General features: G+C 71.4%; 14 protein-coding genes, 1 tRNA gene and 1 riboswitch. Of the genes, 6 read left to right on the top strand and 9 right to left on the bottom strand.

Annotation, left to right across the window (positions count from 1 at the left end):
- The first annotated feature begins 322 nt into the window (after positions 1–322).
- Entirely contained in the window at positions 323–598 is a 276-nt protein-coding gene (locus CIK06_RS00565; protein WP_095563155.1) for a GNAT family N-acetyltransferase, read from the top strand.
- Between the two features lie 32 nt (positions 599–630).
- Here the strand turns inward: CIK06_RS00565 and CIK06_RS00560 are convergent, their stop codons facing one another.
- Complete coding sequence (locus CIK06_RS00560) at positions 631–1686, bottom strand: IS110 family transposase (protein ID WP_095563154.1); 1056 nt, start codon at positions 1684–1686, stop codon at positions 631–633.
- Positions 1687–1988: 302 nt separating this feature from the next.
- On the opposite strand from CIK06_RS00560, the gene CIK06_RS30415 reads away from it, so the two are divergent.
- Entirely contained in the window at positions 1989–2903 is a 915-nt protein-coding gene (locus CIK06_RS30415) for a hypothetical protein (RefSeq protein ID WP_232533934.1), read from the top strand.
- A 90-nt stretch (positions 2904–2993) separates the two neighbouring features.
- Here CIK06_RS30415 and CIK06_RS00545 read toward each other — a convergent pair.
- Positions 2994–3067, bottom strand: a tRNA-Gly gene (locus CIK06_RS00545).
- Positions 3068–3305: 238 nt separating this feature from the next.
- Here CIK06_RS00545 and CIK06_RS00540 point away from each other — a divergent pair.
- Positions 3306–4286, top strand: coding sequence for a zinc metalloprotease (locus tag CIK06_RS00540; RefSeq protein WP_095563153.1), 981 nt, complete (start codon positions 3306–3308; stop codon positions 4284–4286).
- 73 nt (positions 4287–4359) lie between these two features.
- Here the strand turns inward: CIK06_RS00540 and CIK06_RS00535 are convergent, their stop codons facing one another.
- Both CIK06_RS00535 and CIK06_RS00530 read right to left on the bottom strand, forming a co-directional pair.
- Entirely contained in the window at positions 4360–4914 is a 555-nt protein-coding gene (locus CIK06_RS00535; RefSeq protein WP_095563152.1) for a pyridoxamine 5'-phosphate oxidase family protein, read from the bottom strand.
- Positions 4915–5054: 140 nt separating this feature from the next.
- Positions 5055–6086, bottom strand: coding sequence for an NlpC/P60 family protein (locus CIK06_RS00530; protein WP_095563151.1), 1032 nt, complete (start codon positions 6084–6086; stop codon positions 5055–5057).
- Between the two features lie 12 nt (positions 6087–6098).
- Positions 6099–6232, bottom strand: a riboswitch (cyclic di-AMP (ydaO/yuaA leader).
- Between the two features lie 237 nt (positions 6233–6469).
- Between CIK06_RS00530 and CIK06_RS00525 the strand changes: the two genes are divergently transcribed.
- On the top strand, positions 6470–8467 hold the full coding sequence (locus tag CIK06_RS00525) for an N-acetylmuramoyl-L-alanine amidase (RefSeq protein WP_232533933.1): 1998 nt from the start codon (positions 6470–6472) through the stop codon (positions 8465–8467).
- Between the two features lie 93 nt (positions 8468–8560).
- Here CIK06_RS00525 and CIK06_RS00520 read toward each other — a convergent pair whose 3' ends face one another.
- The 5 genes from CIK06_RS00520 to CIK06_RS00500 all read right to left on the bottom strand — a co-directional run bounded on the left by CIK06_RS00520 (position 8561) and on the right by CIK06_RS00500 (position 14784).
- Positions 8561–9523, bottom strand: a complete 963-nt coding sequence (locus CIK06_RS00520; protein WP_095563149.1) for a C40 family peptidase — start codon at positions 9521–9523, stop codon at positions 8561–8563.
- 163 nt (positions 9524–9686) lie between these two features.
- Complete coding sequence (locus CIK06_RS00515) at positions 9687–10730, bottom strand: hemolysin family protein (protein WP_095563148.1); 1044 nt, start codon at positions 10728–10730, stop codon at positions 9687–9689.
- Positions 10723–12048, bottom strand: coding sequence for a hemolysin family protein (locus CIK06_RS00510; RefSeq protein ID WP_232533931.1), 1326 nt, complete (start codon positions 12046–12048; stop codon positions 10723–10725). Before CIK06_RS00510 ends, CIK06_RS00515 begins: the two co-directional genes overlap by 8 nt.
- 56 nt (positions 12049–12104) lie before the next feature.
- Positions 12105–14315 (bottom strand): (Fe-S)-binding protein, encoded by a 2211-nt coding sequence (locus CIK06_RS00505; protein ID WP_095563147.1) that lies wholly within the window; start codon positions 14313–14315, stop codon positions 12105–12107.
- A gap of 205 nt (positions 14316–14520) precedes the next feature.
- Positions 14521–14784 carry a cell division protein CrgA gene (locus CIK06_RS00500; RefSeq protein ID WP_095563146.1) on the bottom strand — a complete coding sequence of 88 codons (264 nt, stop codon included), beginning with the start codon at positions 14782–14784 and terminating at the stop codon, positions 14521–14523.
- A 204-nt stretch (positions 14785–14988) separates the two neighbouring features.
- Here CIK06_RS00500 and CIK06_RS00495 point away from each other — a divergent pair, with 204 nt between their 5' ends.
- Together CIK06_RS00495 and CIK06_RS32080 are read left to right on the top strand one after the other, a co-directional pair.
- On the top strand, positions 14989–15795 hold the full coding sequence (locus CIK06_RS00495) for a DUF881 domain-containing protein (protein WP_095563145.1): 807 nt from the start codon (positions 14989–14991) through the stop codon (positions 15793–15795).
- Positions 15792–18170: a class E sortase gene (locus CIK06_RS32080; protein ID WP_304528810.1), complete on the top strand. Its 2379-nt coding sequence runs from the start codon at positions 15792–15794 to the stop codon at positions 18168–18170. The genes CIK06_RS00495 and CIK06_RS32080 overlap by 4 nt, the downstream gene beginning before the upstream one ends.
- The last annotated feature ends 1 nt before the right edge of the window (position 18171 follow it).

Genomic DNA, 18171 nt, shown 5'->3' with positions numbered 1-18171 from the left:
CGGCCGTCTCACCAGCGAAGCTTGCTTCTTCGCGAAGGAACGATCACGGTGCGTCGATGAGCGCTGGCACCGTCGTCCCAGGGCAGCTCCGGATCGGTGAGAATGCTCCGATGACCGAGGTATGGCCTGCGCAGCTTCTTGTCCGTCCGCTCACGACCGAGGACGCGGGGCAGATCGCCCAGTGGAGGTATGACGGTCCGTGGCGGATCTACGACTCGCGGCCGGAAGACGGGTTGATGAGTGACAACGTGGCCCACCTTGCGGTCGCGGGTGTCGACGGCGGTCCGCTAGTCGGGTTCTGCTGCTCGGGGACTGAGGCGCGATGGTGCCCGGCCTGAAACCGGCGGACGGCGTGCTCGACGTGGGCGTGGGCATGAATCCGGCCATGGTCGGGCAGGGCAACGGGGTGCGCTTCGCCTCCGCTGTGTTGGACCGCTTTCGGTCCACGGCCGGCGTTCACCGGCTGCGCGCGGTGGCGCAGTCGTGGAACGAGCGCAGTCTGCGCCTGACCCGGTCGCTCGGCTTCGTCGAGGTCGGCAAGCACGTGTGCGAACAGAGCGGCGCCACGGTCGAATACACCGTCGTCATCGCCGAGTGAGCAGAGCCACCACCCCGATGTTCCGAGGGAGGTCAAGTGGTCAGGGCGGCGAAGTCTGCGGCCAGGGCGGTGTAGACGTCGCGGACGATGTAGCGCTTGAGACAGCGAAGGATCTCTTGCTTGCTGAGGCCTTCGGTGATGCGGCGGTGGACGTAGGCCTGTGTTCGCTGGTCGTAGCGCATGCGGCACAGCGCGATGGTGTGCAGGGCGGGGTTGGCGCCGCGGTCGCCTCCTCGGTGCAGGCGGTGGCGGCGCACCCGTCCTGAACTTGCGGGGATGGGGGCTGCTCCGCAGAGGTGGGCGAGGGCGGCTTCGGAGTGCAGGCGGTCGGCGTTGTCGCCAGCGGTGGTTAGTAGTTGAGCGGCGACCTCGGGGCCGACACGGAACAGGGCGCTGGTGCGAGGTGCCGCTTTCGCGACGATGGGTGTCACCTGCCGGTCGAGGATGGCGATCTCCTCGGTGAGGGCGGTGACTCGGCGGGCAAGTCCGGCCAGGGCTGCGGCGGTGGCGTGTTCCGGCTCGTGGAGCCTGGCCGGGTCGTAGGCCAGTGCGGCGCAGCGGCTGACCAGCGTGGCGACGCTGACCTTGGTCAGCTGGGCTCGCAAAGCCTCGGGCGCGGCGGCGACCAGACCGCGCATCTGATTGATCGCGGCGGTGCGGGCCTTGACCGCTCCTCGACGGGCGACCCGCAGGGAGCGGATGGCCTCGACCGGTCCGGTGCGAGTCTTCGGGGTGCCCATGGCGGTGCCGGCGAGGGTGGCCCTCGCTGCGGCGATGGCGTCGATCGGGTCGGACTTGCCCTGGTTGCGGCGGGCTCGGCGGTCCGGCCGGTCCACCTCCACGACGGGGACCTTCTTGCTGGTCAGGTATCGGGCCAGGCCGGCGCCGTAGCTGCCAGTCCCCTCGATCCCAACGGCCGTGAGCCGTCCGAAGGAGCGCATCCAGGCCAGCAGATCCGCGTAGCCGGCGGTGGTCGCGGGGAACTCGGCGTCGTCCAGGAGCCCGCCGGTGCTGTCGATGATCGCGGCGTGGTGCGTGTCGCGGTGGGTGTCCACACCACCGATAACAGATCGCTTCTTGGCTGCCATGCTGATGGAGTCCGCCCTCCTCGTCTGCGTCGAGATCCGTGGACACGTCGCCGGTCAGGCATACGGACAAAGCAGTGATGGGCGCCTCTCGCACAGGCTCCTATCAGGTCACGACGCCTGACCGGTGACATGCAGCTGCCGGGGCCACCGGGCCGGCCGACGAATCGGGATGAGGACAGCAACCGTCGGTCTGCCGGTGAGTCAGACCAGCCCGGCGACCCACCCCCACCATCCTCACTGTCTGCCGTCGACCCGCACACCGTGGAGCGGGCCGCCGCCCTGCCCGCCACGTCAAGACGGCCTTGACGTGCGTACGGACGCTGGCGGGTTGGGCGGTGGTCTGCTCGGCTCGCCCGGGTCGACGCCAGACAGGATGGCCTCTGCGCGCCTACTACGCCGCCGGCCTCGGCCACCCGGACAAGGCGCACCAACAGGTCGGGTTCGGCTCGACCATGGCCCGCGACGCCTCGGGCACCGGCTCGCAGGTGTCGATCGACCTGCCGTACGGCAAGACGTTCGACGATGCGGTCAAGGCGCGCGGCGCGATCGCCTCGGGCCTGGACGTCGCGGTGTCGCAGGTGTTCATCACCCGCGACCCCAGCTCGCACCGGCGGCACACGCTATGGGTCGCCGACCGCGACCCGCTCGCCCAGGGCGCAGGCCGCACGCCGCTGCTGCGCTGCAAGCCCACCGACATCTGGCAGCCAGCCCCGTTCGGGCTGGACGAGCGCGGCAACAAGGTGAGCGTCGACCTGATGTGGAACAGCATCCTGATCGGCGCCCAGCCCCGGCAGGGCAAGACGTTCGCCGCCCGCTCGCTGGCCCTGTACGCCGCGCTGGACCCGTACGTGAAGCTGACTGTCCTGGACGGCGGCGGCAAGCCGGACTGGCGCAAGTTCTCCCTGGTCGCCGACAGGTACGCGTTCGGCCTGGCGATGACCCGCATCGGCGCGGTCAGGCTGCACTTCCACGACCTGCGGCACACCGGCAACACCCTCGCGTCGCGGGCACCGGGCGCGAGCCTGCGCGACATCATGGCGCGGATGGGGCACGACAGCCCGCGTGCCGCGCTGATCTACCAGCACGCCAACCGGGAAGCCGACCAGGGCATCGCCGACGCGATCGACAAGGCGGTCAAGGCGGCCCGGCGCAAGCCGAGCAAGCGCAAGGTCAAGCGGGTTGCCGAGGGCGACGGACCGGCCGCCGAGGCGAGCTAATGGCCCGTTAATGGCCCATCCCTGTTTCAGCATGACCTAGAACCACGGAAGCCCTGGCGGGACGTCGGTCCTGACCAGGGCTTCCGTGTGTGGAGCGGGTGACGGGAATCGAACCCGCACTGTCAGCTTGGGAAGCTGATGTTCTGCCATTGAACTACACCCGCAAGCGGACCCACTCTACCCGGTCGAGTGCGCCGCGCGCACCGGGGTACCGCCCGGCGCGTGGCGGGCACTCGGAGTGTCCGGTTGGTCGGCATCCTTGATCGACTCGGACATGAACCCGAACAGCAATCGCAACACATCAGTATTCTCATATGTCTCGATACCTTGTAACGTCTCCTGCACGTTTCACCACCGGCGTGACACACCCCCGGTCGCGCCGTCAGGAGAAGAGGTACGCCCATGGGACTGCGTCACCACCTGCCGACCTGGCGATCTACCGGCGTCGCCACCACCTCACTGGCCCTCGTGCTCGGCAGCGCCGGCATCGGCGTCGGCGTGGCACCTGCCGTCGCGCTCGCCGGCACGTCCGGACTCTGCTCCGAGTCCGCGGACGCTCCGAGCAACGCCAAGGTACGCGCCGGGGCCACCGCCCGGCAGGATCCGGACTCGCTCAGCGCCGCCGAGGTCGACCGGCGGGAGGCGGACCTCAGCAGGACGCTCGTCGAGCGGTCCCGGGGCCAGGCGCTCGGCCCCTCGGTGCTGGCCACGGTCACCATTCCGGTGGTCGTGCACGTCATCCAGGAGAACAGCACCCGCGCCGGCGGGAACATCCCCGACTCGATGATCACGTCGCAGATCAACGTGCTGAACCAGGCGTACGCGGGTTCGACCGGCGGCGCGGCCACGGCCTTCGCGTTCCAGTTGCAGAGCATCGACCGTACGACCAACACGAGCTGGTACCCGATCGTGGACGGCTCGTCGGCGGAGCGGTCGATGAAGAGCAGCCTGCGTACGGGTGGCAAGGGGACCCTGAACCTCTACCTCGGCGAGCTGAGCGACAACCTGCTGGGCTGGGCGACCTTCCCGACCAGGACGCTGAGCAGCCAGGACGGCGTCGTGGCGCTCAGCGAGTCGCTGCCGGGCGGCACGGCGACCAACTACAACGAGGGTGACACCGTGACCCACGAGGTCGGCCACTGGCTGAACCTCTACCACACCTTCCAGGGTGGTTGCTCCGGCCAGGGTGACCGGGTCTCCGACACCCCGGCCGAGAGGTCGGCCGCCTACCAGTGCCCGACGGGCCGGGACACCTGTTCCGCCGCGGGCGTGGACCCGATCCACAACTTCATGGACTACACGTACGACTCCTGCATGTACCAGTTCACGGCGGGTCAGGCCGCCCGGATGCTGGACGGCTGGAACGCGTACCGAGCGTCCTAGGCTTTCCGCCGATGAACCGGCGCCGGTCCCGGATCCTCCCCGGGGCCGGCGCCGTCGGTTTTGCCTGTGCCTCCTACGCGGAGAGCGAGAGCAGCGGACTCCTGCGTTCGGCGGTCGCGGCGCCGGGATCGAGCCACACCTGCACGGCCGGACCGCCGCCGGGCACGCCGCTCGGAGCGCCCGCGCCGCTCAGCCCGGGCAGGTCGGCGTCCGGCGGACCGGCCCCGTCCCGCCGGGCCACCATCGCCACGTCGACGGTGAACTCGAACAGCCGCCAGTCGACGTGCGGGGCCGCGCGCAGCTCACCGGCCAGCTCGGCCACCCGGGCGCGGTCGGTGACCGGCCGCGCCCGGCCGGCCACGTACGCCTCGTCGTCGCTGTCCTCGGGTGGGAAGGAGTGCAGCGCGTAGCGGCCGTCGCGTTCCAGGTCGCGCCGCTTGGGTGAGTCGACGATGAAGCAGTAGAGCCCGTCCGGGGTGATCACCGGGGACACCGGGTGCACGCGGGGGCCACCGTCGGCGCGTACGGTCGCCAGGTAGCCCATGCCCGGCCCGTACTGCTGGATGAGGCCACGGATGGCGGCGGCGAGCTGGGGCTCGTCGGCGGCGAACTCGGTCCAGGATGCCATGCCCTCATCTTATCGAACGGGTGTACGAACGACCATCGAAACGCCGGGTGTCGGCCCAGCCGATGCGCCGGGCCCCGGGGTCGCGACGGCGACACCGGGGCCCGGGGAACGGCTGGGAACGGCCAGGGGACGGCGGCGGCTCAGCGCGGCCGGCCGTAGCCGACGATGCTGCCCACGTCGATCTTTCTCATCCGGACGTGGTCGCCGCTCTGCGGCGCGTGCACCACCCAGCCGTTCCCCACGTACATGCCGACGTGCGCGAGGCTGTTGTAGAAGACCAGGTCGCCGGGGCGCAGTGAGCCGCGGCTGATGTGCGTCATCGAGTTGTACTGCTGGGCGGCGTTGTGCGGCAGATGCACGCCGACCTGCGCCCAGGCGGCCATGGTCAGCCCGGAGCAGTCGTACGAGCTGGGTCCGTCGGCGCCCCAGACGTACGGCTTGCCGATCTGCTTGCAGGCGAACTTGACCACCGTGCCGGCGCTCCCGCCGGGGTACGTCGCCGGGCAGGGCGCCGGGGCGAACACGCCGCCACCGCCGTCGCCGTACACCTTGGTCCGCAGCTTCTGCAGCCGGTCGATCTCGGCGTCGATCTCCTTGGCCTTGGCCGAAAGCTCGGCCTCGGTCTTGGTGAGCTGGGCGACCAGCAGGTCCAGCGGCGCCTTCTTCGCGGCGTACTCGTTCTTCAGCTTGACCGCGTCCTCCACGTCCCGCTGCTGCTTGCGGGCGAACTGGTCCAGCAGTTGAAGCTGGTCGACCAGCGCGTTCGGGTCGCCCGTGGTGAGGATCGCGTTCAGCGCGGAGGCCTGGTCACCCTTGTACGCCTCGACGGCGAACCCGCCGACCTTGTTCATCGCCAGGTCGACCTGCAACTGCAGGGGCTGGATCTTCTTCTCCAGCGCCGCGACCTGCTTCCGCTTGGCGGCGAGGTCCTGGCGGGCGGCGTTGTGCTTCTCGATCGTGGGTTCCAGCTTGCCCCACTCGTCATCGATCTGCTTCTCGATCTCGGAGACCGAGGGGTCGGCGTGTACCGGTGCGGCGCCGACCAGCAGGGTCAGTGCACTGGCGACCGCGGTGAGGGCAACGGAAACGACGGACCAACGCGGGCGCGACCGGAACCCGACGCCGGCGGCAGGCCGACGTGCGGAACCCGGCCGCGGGGCATGGCTTGCCACCGAGGCTGGTTCTCCTTCTCCCCTTCCCGCCTACCGGGTTAGCTGACGGGTTCGGGCGGAAGAGAGTCGCCCTACCGCGGCATCCGCGGATTCACCCCTGGGACCTGGTTCCCCGGTTCGTCGGAACGATTCGGCGGTGTCGAGCCGTTGCCGTCCCCCTTGGACGATCTTTTACCCGTCTCGACGGTGACCAAGGGTAGGGAAGGCGCCGGAGCGAAAGCAAGCCAGCGCGGAACTTCCATCGGGCGGTATAGCGCACGGTAGCGGAGGGTGGCGAGAGTGAAGGAATTCTACGCCCTGTGGGCGTCAATCGGAATCTATTGACGCAGGCGGCCGCAGAGACAAGGGTGACCAGGAGCCACTCGCCTGGCAATGGAGGTTCGATGCACCGTTCGCAGCTCATGCTGAGCAGGCGGATCCTGCTCAGCACCGCACTGGTCGGCGCGGCGTCGCTCGCGCCGATCGCCGCGCCGGCGGCCGCCGGTCCGGCCAGCGACACCCGACAACACGAGTACGCCGCCGCGGCGGCCGAGTACGGCGTACCGGAGAGCGTACTGCTCGGCGTCTCCTACCTGGAGTCCCGCTGGGACACCAACGCCGGCTCGCCGAGCACCGCCGCCGGCTACGGCCCGATGCACCTCACCGACGCCGAACACGTCCGGTCGCTCCCGCTGCCGGGCCACTACGGGCCGGCCGAGGACCCGCGCGGCGACCAGGCTAGGCCGATGACGGTCACGACCGGACCGGACGCCGCGGCCACCGCCGAGGACGCACCCCCGGCCGCGTCCCTGCAGACCGTGACCGCCGCCGCGGCGCTCACCGGCGTCGGTGCCGATGCGCTGCGCACGGACCCGGCCAGCAACATCCGTGGCGGCGCCGCGCTGCTCGCGGCGTACCAGAAGGACCTGGCCGGGCCGACGGGCAGCGGCAGCGACCCGGCGGCCTGGTACGGCGCGGTGGCCCGGTACTCGGGCGCGGACGCCTCGGACGCCGCCGCGGCGTTCGCCAACGAGGTCTACGCGACCCTGCGCACCGGCGCGGACCGCACCACCGACGACGGGCAGCACGTACGGCTGGCCGCCAGCGCGGTCGAACCGGTCCGCTCCTGGTTGGAGCGGCTGCGGCTGCGCGCCCCGAAGCCCCGGCCGGACGGGCTGGAGTGCCCGACGACGGTGGCCTGCGTCGACGTGCCGGCGCCGTACGAGCAGTACGGCCCCACGGTCGGCGACTACGGCAACCACGACCTGTCCGAGCGACCGGGCCGGCAGAAGATCGACTACATCGTCATCCACGACACCGAAGGTAGTTGGGCGACCACGCTCGACCTGGTCCAGGACCCGACGTACGTGAGTTGGAACTACACCATCCGCTCGTCCGACGGCCTGATCGCCCAGCACGTCAAGACCAAGGACGTGGCCTGGCACGCCGGCAACTGGTACGTCAACGCCAAGGGCGTCGGCATCGAGCACGAGGGCTTCGCCGCCCAGGGCACCTGGTACACCGAGGCCATGTACCGGTCCTCGGCCAGGCTCGTCGCCTACCTCGCGCACAGCCTCGGCATCCCGCTGGACCGGCAGCACATCGTCGGCCACGACAACGTCCCGGGCATCACCCCCGCCGCGGTCAAGGGCATGCACTGGGACCCGGGTCCGTACTGGGACTGGTCGCACTACTTCGACCTGATGCACGCGCCGTTCCGCGGCATCGGCACCCCGGTCGGCGGCGCGGTCACCATCGACCCGGACTTCGCCACGAACCAGCCGGCGTTCACCGGATGCGACGGTGCCGGCGTGCCGTGCCCGGCCCGCGGCTCGTCCGCGGTGATCCTGCACAGCGCTCCCAGCGAGGACGCGCCGCTGCTGGCCGACGAGGGTCTGCACCCGGACGGCAGCCCGGTCACGATGGACGTGGCCGACCACGGTTCGCGGGTGTCCGCCGGGCAGACGTACGCGCTGGCCGGCCGGCAGGGGGACTGGACCGCGATCTGGTACCTCGGCCAGAAGGGCTGGTTCCACAACCCGGCCGCGGCGCCGGTCGCGAAGTGGGGCATCGGCCTGGTCGCCACGCCCAAGGCCGGCAGGGACAACATCCCGGTGTACGGCCGGGCGTACCCCGAGCAGTCCGCGTACCCCGAGGGGGTGCCGTACCAGACGATCACGCCGTTGCAGTACACGCTGCCGGCCGGCCAGCGGTACGTCGTCGGCGGCCTGCCGCGCGGCGAGTACTACCGGGCGGTCACCTTCGACGGCTCCGCGCCCGGTGACTTCACCGTCATCCGGGGTGACAACCGGTACGTTCAGCTCCAGTTCGGACACCGGATCATGTTCGTCAACCTGGACGACGTCGACCTGCTGCCCTCGCCGCTGGGGGCGCCGCGCTGACCGGCGCCGACGCCACCGCATAGCACGCGCACGAGAAGGGGCCCCGCCGGTCGGCGGGGCCCCTTCTCGTGCGCGTCCGGAAGCGCGGGTGGCTCAGGTGACCCGGCGGAAACCGGCCACCGGCTGGTAGTCGATGCTGCTGACCTGGACCGGCTTGCCGGTCCGCGGCGCGTGCACCATCAGTCCGTTGCCCAGGTAGAGGCCGACATGGTGCACATCGCTGTAGAAGAACACCAGGTCACCGGGGCGGGAGTCGGCCCGGCTGACAGCATGGCCGGACTGCCACTGGGCACCCGTGTAGTGCGTCAGGTAGATCCCCGCCGCCTTGTACGCGTACTGGGTGAGCCCGGAGCAGTCGAAGGAGTTCGGACCGGTGGCGCCCCAGACGTACGGGTCGCCGACCTGGGCGCACGCGGTCTTGATCGCGGTCGACGCCGCGCTGCTGACCACGCCCTTGATGGTGGGACAGCCGGCGACCTTCACCACGGTCTTCGGCAGCGACGCGGTCAGCCGCTTGATCTCCGCGTTGATCTGCTTCTTCTTCGCCGCCAGCTCGGTCTCCTGCTGGGCGAGTTGGGCGACCAACTGCTCCAGCTTCTCCTTCTCGGCGTTGTACTTGTCCCGCGCCGCCATGACGCTGGCGATCTCCTGCTTCTGCTGGGTGGCGAGCCGGTCCAACACCGTGAGCTGTTCGGTGAGGCTGCCCGGGTCGCCGGTGACCAGCAGGGCGTTCAGGTCGGAGCCTGGTCCGGTCTTGTAGTACCGGACCGCGAGGTCGCCGACCCGGTTGAGCGCGATCGCGGTCTGCAACGACAGCGGCTCGATCTTCTTCTGAAGATCGGTGATCTTCTTCCGCTTGGCGCCCAACTGGCTGTGCACCTTGTTGTACGCCTCGATGGTGGGCTCCAACTGCTCCCACTGCTTGTCGATCTGCTTTTCGATCTCGTCCACGGAGGGTGCCGCATGCGCCTGGGTCATGGGCATCAGCCCGGCACAGGCGGTGAGCAGGACCGCAAGGATGCGATGCGCGGCGCGGCGTGGTCCGCGCCGGGGCATTGAGAGCACACGTGCCACCGGACAGCGACTCCTATCGAATCCCGATCGCCGGGGGCCTCCGCGGGGGTGGCGGTGGCTGACATTCCAACGGCGATCGGTGCCTCAGATTAGGGAAGCTTCTGCGGCGAATCAAGAAGCACCCTCATTTCCCTGCCCTGAGCGACTACGCGGATACGATCCGTTGTGGAGTAATGGATTCGGATGCCGTTCCGACTACGGCGGTCAATACGTCATCCAGCGTCACCACCCCCAGCGGCGCCCGCCCGTCACTGACCAACACCATGTGCCGGCGCTCCCGGCGCATCGCCAGCAGCAGGTCGGCCAGCGACCGGTCCGGCGGCACCACCGCGAGCGGTCGCACCAGCTCCGTCGGCACCGGCGACCGCCGTGCCTCACCGACGCAATCGAGTACGTCCTTGACGTGCACGAACCCGACGACCCGGCGGGTGCTGCGCTGCACCATCGGAAAGCGCGACCGGCCGGTGCGGGTGGCGAGCACCTCCAGGGTGCCCGGCGACACGTCGTCGGCCACGGTGGTCACCTCGGACCACGGTTGCAGGGCGTCCGCGGCGGTACGGCTGTGCAGCGCCAGCGCCGCGGTGATCCGCGCGTGCTCCTCCGAGCCGAGCAGCCCCTCCGTACGGGCCTGTGTCACCAGCCCGGTCAGCTCCTCCGCCGTGAAGACCGTCTTGACCGCCTCGGTGGCCTCGATCCGCCACAGCGACAGCACCCGGCGGGCGGCCCACTTCATCGCCACCAGCACCGGCTTGGTGGCCAGGCAGAAGCCCAGCATCGGTCCCGCCAGCAGCAGCGCCGACGGCTCCGGCCCGGCGAGGGTGACGTTCTTCGGCACCATCTCGCCGACCACCGTGTGCAGGAAGACGACCGTGCCCAGCGCGAGCACGAACGCGACCGGGTGCACGGCACCGGCGGGCAGCCCGAGCGCGTCGAACGGCGACTCCAGCAGGTGCGCCAGGGCCGGTTCGGCGATCGCGCCCAGGCCGAGCGAGCAGATCGTGATGCCGAGCTGCGCCCCGGCGATCATCAGCGGGATCTGGTTCATCGCCGCCAACGCCCAGCGAGCCCGCCGGGAGGTCTCGGCCAGCGGTTCGATGGCGGTCCGCCGGGAGGCGATCAGGGCGAACTCGGCGCCCACGAAGAACGCGTTGCCCAGCAGCAGGACGGCGGCGAGCAGCAGGTTAAACATGGTCGACCGGCTCCTGCGGGAGCACGACCCGGACCTGCTCGACCCGGTGCCGCTCCACCTCCACCACGGTGAACTCGTAGCCGCGTTCCTGCACGGTCTCCCCGGGCACCGGGATGTGGCCGAGCCGGGCCATCACGAAGCCGGCCAGCGTCTCGTACGGCCCCTCCGGCAACCGGAACCCGGTCTGCTCGGCCAGTTCGTCGGCGCGCAGCATCCCGTCCAGCAGCACCGCCCGCTCGCCGCCGGGCACGGTGAGGTCGCCGGGGTCGGGGTGCAGCGCGGTCGCCGGGTCGAACTCGTCGGCGATCTCGCCGACGAGTTCCTCCACCAGGTCCTCGACGGTCACCACGCCGTCCGTGCCGCCGTACTCGTCGACCACGATGGCCAGGTCGGCGCCGGCCGCCCGCAGCGCCGCCAGGACGCTGTCCAGGTCCAGGCTCTCCGGCACGTAGACCGGTTCGCGGGCCACCGCGGCCACCGTGGTGGCCGCGCGCCGGGCCAGCGGTACGCCGAGCGCGTCCGGCACCCCGGCGACCCCGGTGACCAGGTCGAGTGTCTCCTCGTACACCGGGAAGCGGGTCCGCCCCGTCTGCCGGGACAGGGTGATCAGCTCGGCCACGGTGGCGGTGGCCGGCAGCGCGACCACGTCCACCCGCGGGGTCATCGCCTCGGCCGCCCGCTTGTCGGCGAACCGGATCGTGCGTTGCAGCAGCATCGCCGTGTCCGGCGGCAGCGCCCCGGCGCGGGCCGAGATGGCCGCCAGCAGCCCCAGTTCCTCCGGCGAGCGGGCGCTCGCCAGTTCCTCCTGCGGCTCGATGCCCAGCCGCCGGACCAGCCAGTTCGCCGAGTTGTTGAGCACCCGGATGGGCAGCCGGCAGGCCGCGGAGAACCGCCGCATCGGCCCGGCCGTGATCAGCGCCGCCGGCATCGGGCGGGCCAGCGCGGCGTTCTTCGGCACGAGTTCCCCGAAGAGCATCGACACGGCGGTGGCCAGGGCCAGCGCCAGGATCGAGATGATCTGCCCGCTGGCCGCGCCGGCCAGCGGCCGGACGGCCGGCGCGAACAGCTTCGCCAGCGCGGGTTCGGCCAGGTAGCCGGTCAGCAACGCGGTGATCGTGATGCCCAGTTGGGCGCCGGAGAGCTGGAAGGAGAGCCGGTGCAGGGCGTCCAGCACCGTGCGCGCCCGCCGCTCGCCGGCCGCGGCACGCTGCTCGATCTCGGCCCGGTCAACGGTCACCAGGGCGAATTCGGCGGTCACGAAGAAGGCGTTGCCGGCGGTCAACAGGACGAAGCCGACCAGCGGCAGAAGCGTGGTCACAATCAGGCCGTCGATTGTCGGTTCACCTCGGTGCCGATTGTTCCACGTCGGCGCCCCTACTGCGCTGCCGCCTCCGACCCCTCCGGGCGGACCGAACGGAGCAGCACCGTGGCCACGTCCACGACCTCCACCTGGTCGGCCGCGCCCTTGCCGGTCACCCCGTCGCCGATCATCGTGTAGCAGAACGGGCAGCCCACGGCGATGGTGCCGGCGCCCGTGGACAGCGCCTCCTCGACCCGCTCGACGTTGATCCGCTTCCCGATCTTCTCTTCCATCCACATCCGGGCACCGCCGGCGCCGCAGCAGAACGAGCGTTCGCTGTTGCGGGGCATCTCGGTGATGGCCGGTCCGGCGGCCGGGCCGGCGCCGCCCTGCACGGCGGCCGTGAGCACCTCGCGCGGCGGCGTGAAGACCCGGTTGTGCCGGCCCAGGTAGCAGGGGTCGTGGTAGGTGAGACCGCCGTCGACCGGCTGGACCGGGGTGAGCCGGCCCGCGGTGACCAGGTGGGCCAGCAACTGTGTGTGGTGCACGACCTCGAACTCGCCGCCGAGCTGTCCGTACTCGTTGCCCAGGGTGTTGAAGCAGTGCGGGCAGGTCGCCACGATTTTCCGGCGGCTGCGCTCCCGCTCGCCGAACGCCTCGTTCAGGGTCTCCACGTTCTGCTGGGCGAGCATCTGGAAGACGAACTCGTTGCCGATCCGCCGTGCCGGGTCGCCGGAACAGGTCTCCCCCTCGCCCAGGATGGCGAAGTTGACGCCCGCCTCGTGCAGCAGGGTGGCAACGGCCCGGGTGGTCTTCTTGGCCCGGTCCTCGAACGCCCCGGCGCAGCCGACCCAGAAGAGGTACTCGAAGTCCTCCACCTCGCCGACCCGCGGCACCTCGAAGTCGAGGCCCTTGGTCCAGTCCTCGCGGGTGTTCGGCGGCGCGCCCCACGGGTTGCCCTTGTTCTCCAGGTTGCGCAGCATCACGCCGGCCTCGGACGGGAAGCTCGACTCGATCAACACCTGGTAGCGGCGCATGTCCACGATGTGATCGACGTGCTCGATGTCGACCGGGCACTGCTCGACGCAGGCGCCGCAGGTGGTGCAGGACCACAGCACGTCCGGGTCGATGATGCCGCCTTCCTCGGCCCCGCCGATGAGCGGTCGTTCCGACTCGGCCATGGCCAGCACGTCGACCCCGGCGAGCTGCTCGGCGCTGGCCTTCTCCTCGCCGCTGAGGTCCTTGCCGCCGCCGGCCAGCAGGTACGGCGCCTTGGCGTACGCGTGGTCGCGCAGGCTGAGCACCAGCAGCTTCGGCGAGAGCGGCTTTCCGGTGTTCCAGGCCGGGCACTGCGACTGGCACCGGCCGCACTCGGTGCAGGTGCTGAAGTCCAGCAGGCCCTTCCAGGTGAACTGCTCGACCTGCGCGACGCCGAACTGGTCCTTCTCGGGGTCCGCCTCCTCGAAGTCGAGGGGCTTGCCGCCGGACATCATCGGGCGCAGTCCGCCGAGGCCGGAGGCGGGAGCCGGGTCCAGCCGCGGGTTGCGCTTGAAGTAGATGTTGGGGAAGGCCAGGAAGCGGTGCCAGGCGACGCCCATGGTGACGTTCAGCGAGATGACGATGAGCCAGACCATCGAAATGATGATCTTGATGAGGGCGGTGACGCTGGTGCCGGACTCCCAGGCCGGCAGCACCCCGCCGACCGCGTGGCTGATCGGGGTGGCCCAGGCCGGGAACTCGAAGTGCCCGTTGGCCACCTTGAAGCCTCGGATGAGGAACCCGCAGGTCAGCACCAGCAGGATGATCCACTCCACGAAGTAGCCCTGCCACATCGTCGAGCCGGTGAACCGGGACCGGCGCTCCGGCCGACTCGGCCGGTTGCGCAGCCTGATGGTCATCAACACCAGGATGCCGATCAGGCCGAGCGCGCCGATGATCTCGGTGACCAGGCCGTACACCACCCAGCCGCCGAGCACGGGCAGCCCGCCGGTGGGGCTGACGACCTCGAAGTACGCCTCCAGGACCAGCAGCGACAGGACGATGAAGCCGACCATCACGGTCCAGTGCGCGGCACCCACCACGCTCCAGCGGAGCATCCGGGTGTGCCCGAGCGTCTCGGTGAGCATCGTCCGGGTACGGGTCGCCGGGTCGCCGAACCGCCCGGGGTCCGGCTGCCCGAGCCGGATGACCGCCGTCATCCTCAAAACCGCACGGACCGCCAGCCACGCCGCAACGGCGGTGATGGCGGCCGCGAGCACCGTCGTGACGATCTGGACGCTGCCCATGCGATCCTCCCGGTCTGCGTGCGGCAGGCGAGCGTAACCGCGGGTGCGGTCACCGTTGCAGCCTACGCGCCAGGTTACCGGTGGGTAACGTGAGGAACCTCGCAGCCGGCGCGCCGGAGCTTGCCGACCACCCTAGAAGGCGCTGGTGAGGAACGTTCCGGCAGGTCGGCCCGGAGCCCGGCCGGCCGGTGGCGCGACCGGCGGGTCAGCGCCAGCGGGAGAGCAGAATCAGCGAGGCGACCATCGCGCCGAACCCGACCGCCAGGTTCCAGTAGTGCCAACTTGCCACCGGGTACTGGGTCTCGGAGAGGTAGTACACGACCAGCCAGCCGATGCCGACCACGATCAGGGTCACGGCGGTGATCGGCAGCCAGATCGGGCTAGGCTTGCGCGAAGCCGCTGTGCTCGTCGGACGGATGTCCGACGGCGGCGTGTACACCTTCTTCTTACGGACCTGCGACTTGGGCACGACGCTCTCCTGAGGGGGTGACAACCTCGTCCGGCCTGACAACCGGGCGCGGGGGCGACGGTCCATGGCCAATAATGTTCAAAGCTAGCGTAGTCGGGGCGGACGGTTCAGGCCACGAATGGGGTGGATGAGTGCGGTCCGTGAGCGGGTCGGCCTCGGTCGGCCCGCCCGAGCACCGGTGAGCGGGTAGGAAGGAAGCCTCAGGTGGAATACACCTCCGGCGCCGCGTCATGGCGTAAGGCGTTCCTGCGCGCGGGCATCGGCCTGCTGCCGCGACGCCGCGGGCAACGACGCACCATCTGGTCCGTCGGCGTACCGCTGATCTCCCTGGCCGCGGGGCTGCTGTTCACCACGACCGCCACCACGGCCAGCGGCACCACCCTGCGCGAGGATCGCAGCCCGCAGCTGGCCCAGCTCATCGAGGACCGGCGCAGGCAGGTGGCCGAGAGCGAGGAGCAGGCCGCCGCCCTGCGGGCCGACGTCGAGCAGCAGACCGAGTCGCTGGCCGGTTCCGACGCCCCCATCGCCGCCCAGCGCGACCGGGCCGCCGCGTCCCGGCAGGCGGCCGGCTTCACCGCCCTGGCCGGACCCGGGCTGACCGTGGAACTCAACGACGCGCCCGCCCGGCCCGACGGCGCCCTTCCGCCGGGAATCAGCAACGACGACCTGGTGGTGCACCAGCAGGACGTACAGGCCGTGGTGAACGCGCTCTGGGCCGGCGGCGCCGAGGCGATGTCGATCATGAATGTCCGGGTGCTGGCCACCAGCGCCGTCCGGTGCGTGGGCAACACCCTGCTGCTGCACGGCCGGGTGTACTCGCCGCCGTTCAGGATCCGGGCCATCGGCGATCCGGTCCAACTCCGCCGGGCGCTCGCCGCCTCGGCGGGGGTGCAGCTGTTCCGGGACGCGGCCGAGCACTACCACCTGGGGTACCAGGAGACCGAGGGCCCGGTCACCGTCCCGGCCTTCGACGGGTCGAGCAGCCTGCGATCCGCGGTGGTCCCCCGGTGAGCCCCGGACCGGCCGACGGCGACCGGGACGCCGGGCGGCGCAACGGCCGGCACCGGGCCGCGAACCTGGACGACCCCACGGCGGTGATTCCGCGGATCGAGCTGCCCCCCGAGCCTCCGGCTCCGGTGGCCGGCCGGGCACCGGAGACCCCGGGTACGCCGCACGCGGGCGGTCACGCGCCGCAGACTGACGGCCAGGTACCGCGGGCGGGCGGTCACGCGCCGCAGACTGACGCCCAGGTACCGCGGGCGGGCGGACCGGCGCGGCCGGTGAGCATCGAACTGTGGTGGGGACCCACGCCCGGCGAGTCCCCGGAGCCGCCGGCCACGGCCGCCGCCAGGATCCCGAACGATCGCCCGCCGGCCACGGGACAGGACACCAGCGACACCACGCCGCCCGGCCGGGCACCCAGCGACACCGTGCCCGCCGGCCGGGCACCCAGCGACACCGCGTCGACCGTTCAGCAGCCCACCGGCACGACGCCGCCCAGCGACACCACGTCACCCGGCCGCCAGCCCACGGGTACGACGCCCGGCACGCCGGCGCGACCGGTGGACCGCCCCGGCCGCACGTTCGAACCGCCGCCGCCGTGGCCCGGTCGACCCCTCGACGGGGGACGCCGGCCGGCTGACCCCCGGCCCGACGGCGGCACCGAGCAACCCATCGTCAGCACCGGACGACCCGCGCAACCGCGAACCGGCGGCATCGACGAGCGACCCGCCGAGTCCCGTGCCGAGGGCGTCGACGAGCGCCCCGCCATGCCCCTGGCCGGCGGCGCCCCCGAGGGCGCCCCCGAGCCGCGAGCCGCCGCCGAACGAGCCGCCGCCGAACGAGCCGCCGAGCCGCGTGCCGCCGCCAGCACCGGGCGCCCGGTCGCGCCGCCGCCGGCCGAGGGCGACCGGCGCCAGGAGCCGCGTCCGCTCGATCCGGGTCCGTGGCGGCTGGACTCCCCGCCCCGGCCGGAGCCAAGCGGCCCGGCGACCCCGGCCTCCGACGGTTCGCTGCCGATCCGGCCGGGCTGGCCCCGCCCGGCGGTCATACCCGGCGTGACGATGCCTCTCGATCAGCACCCGGCGCCCGCCGCGCCGGTGCCGGCCTCCACGGCGCCGAGGCCGGCCGCGACGGCACCACCAGCAGCGACGGCGGCGTCGGCACCGGCACCGGCACCGGCAGCGACGCCGACGTCGGGCTCGGCACCGGCACCGGCACCGGCCGGACGCCAGTCGAATTCCGGCGCCCGGTCCGCCGGCACGGATGACGCGCCCACCTCGGTGATCCCGGTGTTCCGGGCCGAGACCGAGACGGCGATCATCCCCGCGGTGACCAGCAGGACCACGCCCCGGCGACCCGCCGCGGCCGGTCCGGGCCAGACCTCCGGCGCCCCGGTCCAGGAGCGCGACAACACCCCCGACCGCCCGGCCGGCCCTCCCGGCAGGACCGGCCCGGAGCCGGCCCGGCCCGGCCCGACCCCGGCCGGGCGGGGCGACCAGCCGACCGCGTTGATCCCGGCCATCCCCATCGGCGCACTGAGCGACCACACCGCGCTGATGGGCGCGGTGCCGGAGCTGCCACCGCGTCCCGAGGGGGAGACCGACGCGCCGGTGAAGGAGCCCGCGCCGCGGCGTGGCGAGATGGTGGTCAAGCTCCGGCCGGAGCAACTGACCGAGGGCTACAAGAGCGTCTACTCCGAGCTGACCCGACCGACGGTGGGATCCCGGATCCGCGGCGGCGTCCGGGTGCTGGGCGAGCTGTTGATCACGTTCGGCATGGTGGTGCTGCTGTTCGCCGGCTACGAGGTCTGGGGCAAGTCGGTCATCATCGACTCCCACCAGCATGAGCTCGACAACCAGCTCGCCCAGGAGTGGGCACCGGACCCGACGGTCGGCCCGACCCAGCCGAGCGAGAAGCCGTTCGTCCCGGTCGAGGGGAAGCCGGTGGCCGGGCTCTACATCCCCAGGCTGGACAAGAACTGGGTGGTGGTCGAGGGGGTGACCCCGGCCGACATCCGGTACGCCCCCGGCCACTACCCCGACACCGCGCTGCCGGGGGAGGTCGGCAACTTCTCGGTCGCGGGCCACCGGATCAAGGCGATCTTCTGGCAGCTCAACGAGTTGCAGCCCGGGGACGCGATCGTGGTCGAGGGCCGCACCGACTGGTACGTCTACCGGGTGACCAGCCAGGAGATCGTGCTGCCCACCCAGGTGGAGGTGGTGGCGCCGGTGCCCGGCCGGCCCGGCGCCAAGCCCACCAAGCGGATGCTCACGCTGACCACCTGCAACCCGAAGTTCAACAACTACCAGCGGCTCATCGTGCACGCCGAGCTGGCCCGCACCCAGCCCAAGTCGTCCGGTCGCCCGCCGGAGCTGGGAGTCTGAC

Origin of the sequence: Plantactinospora sp. KBS50 (genome assembly GCF_002285795.1) — a bacterium.
GTDB lineage: Bacteria > Actinomycetota > Actinomycetes > Mycobacteriales > Micromonosporaceae > KBS50.
Note: the sequence above shows the minus strand (reverse complement) of the source record. Positions and strands in the feature narration are given on the sequence as shown.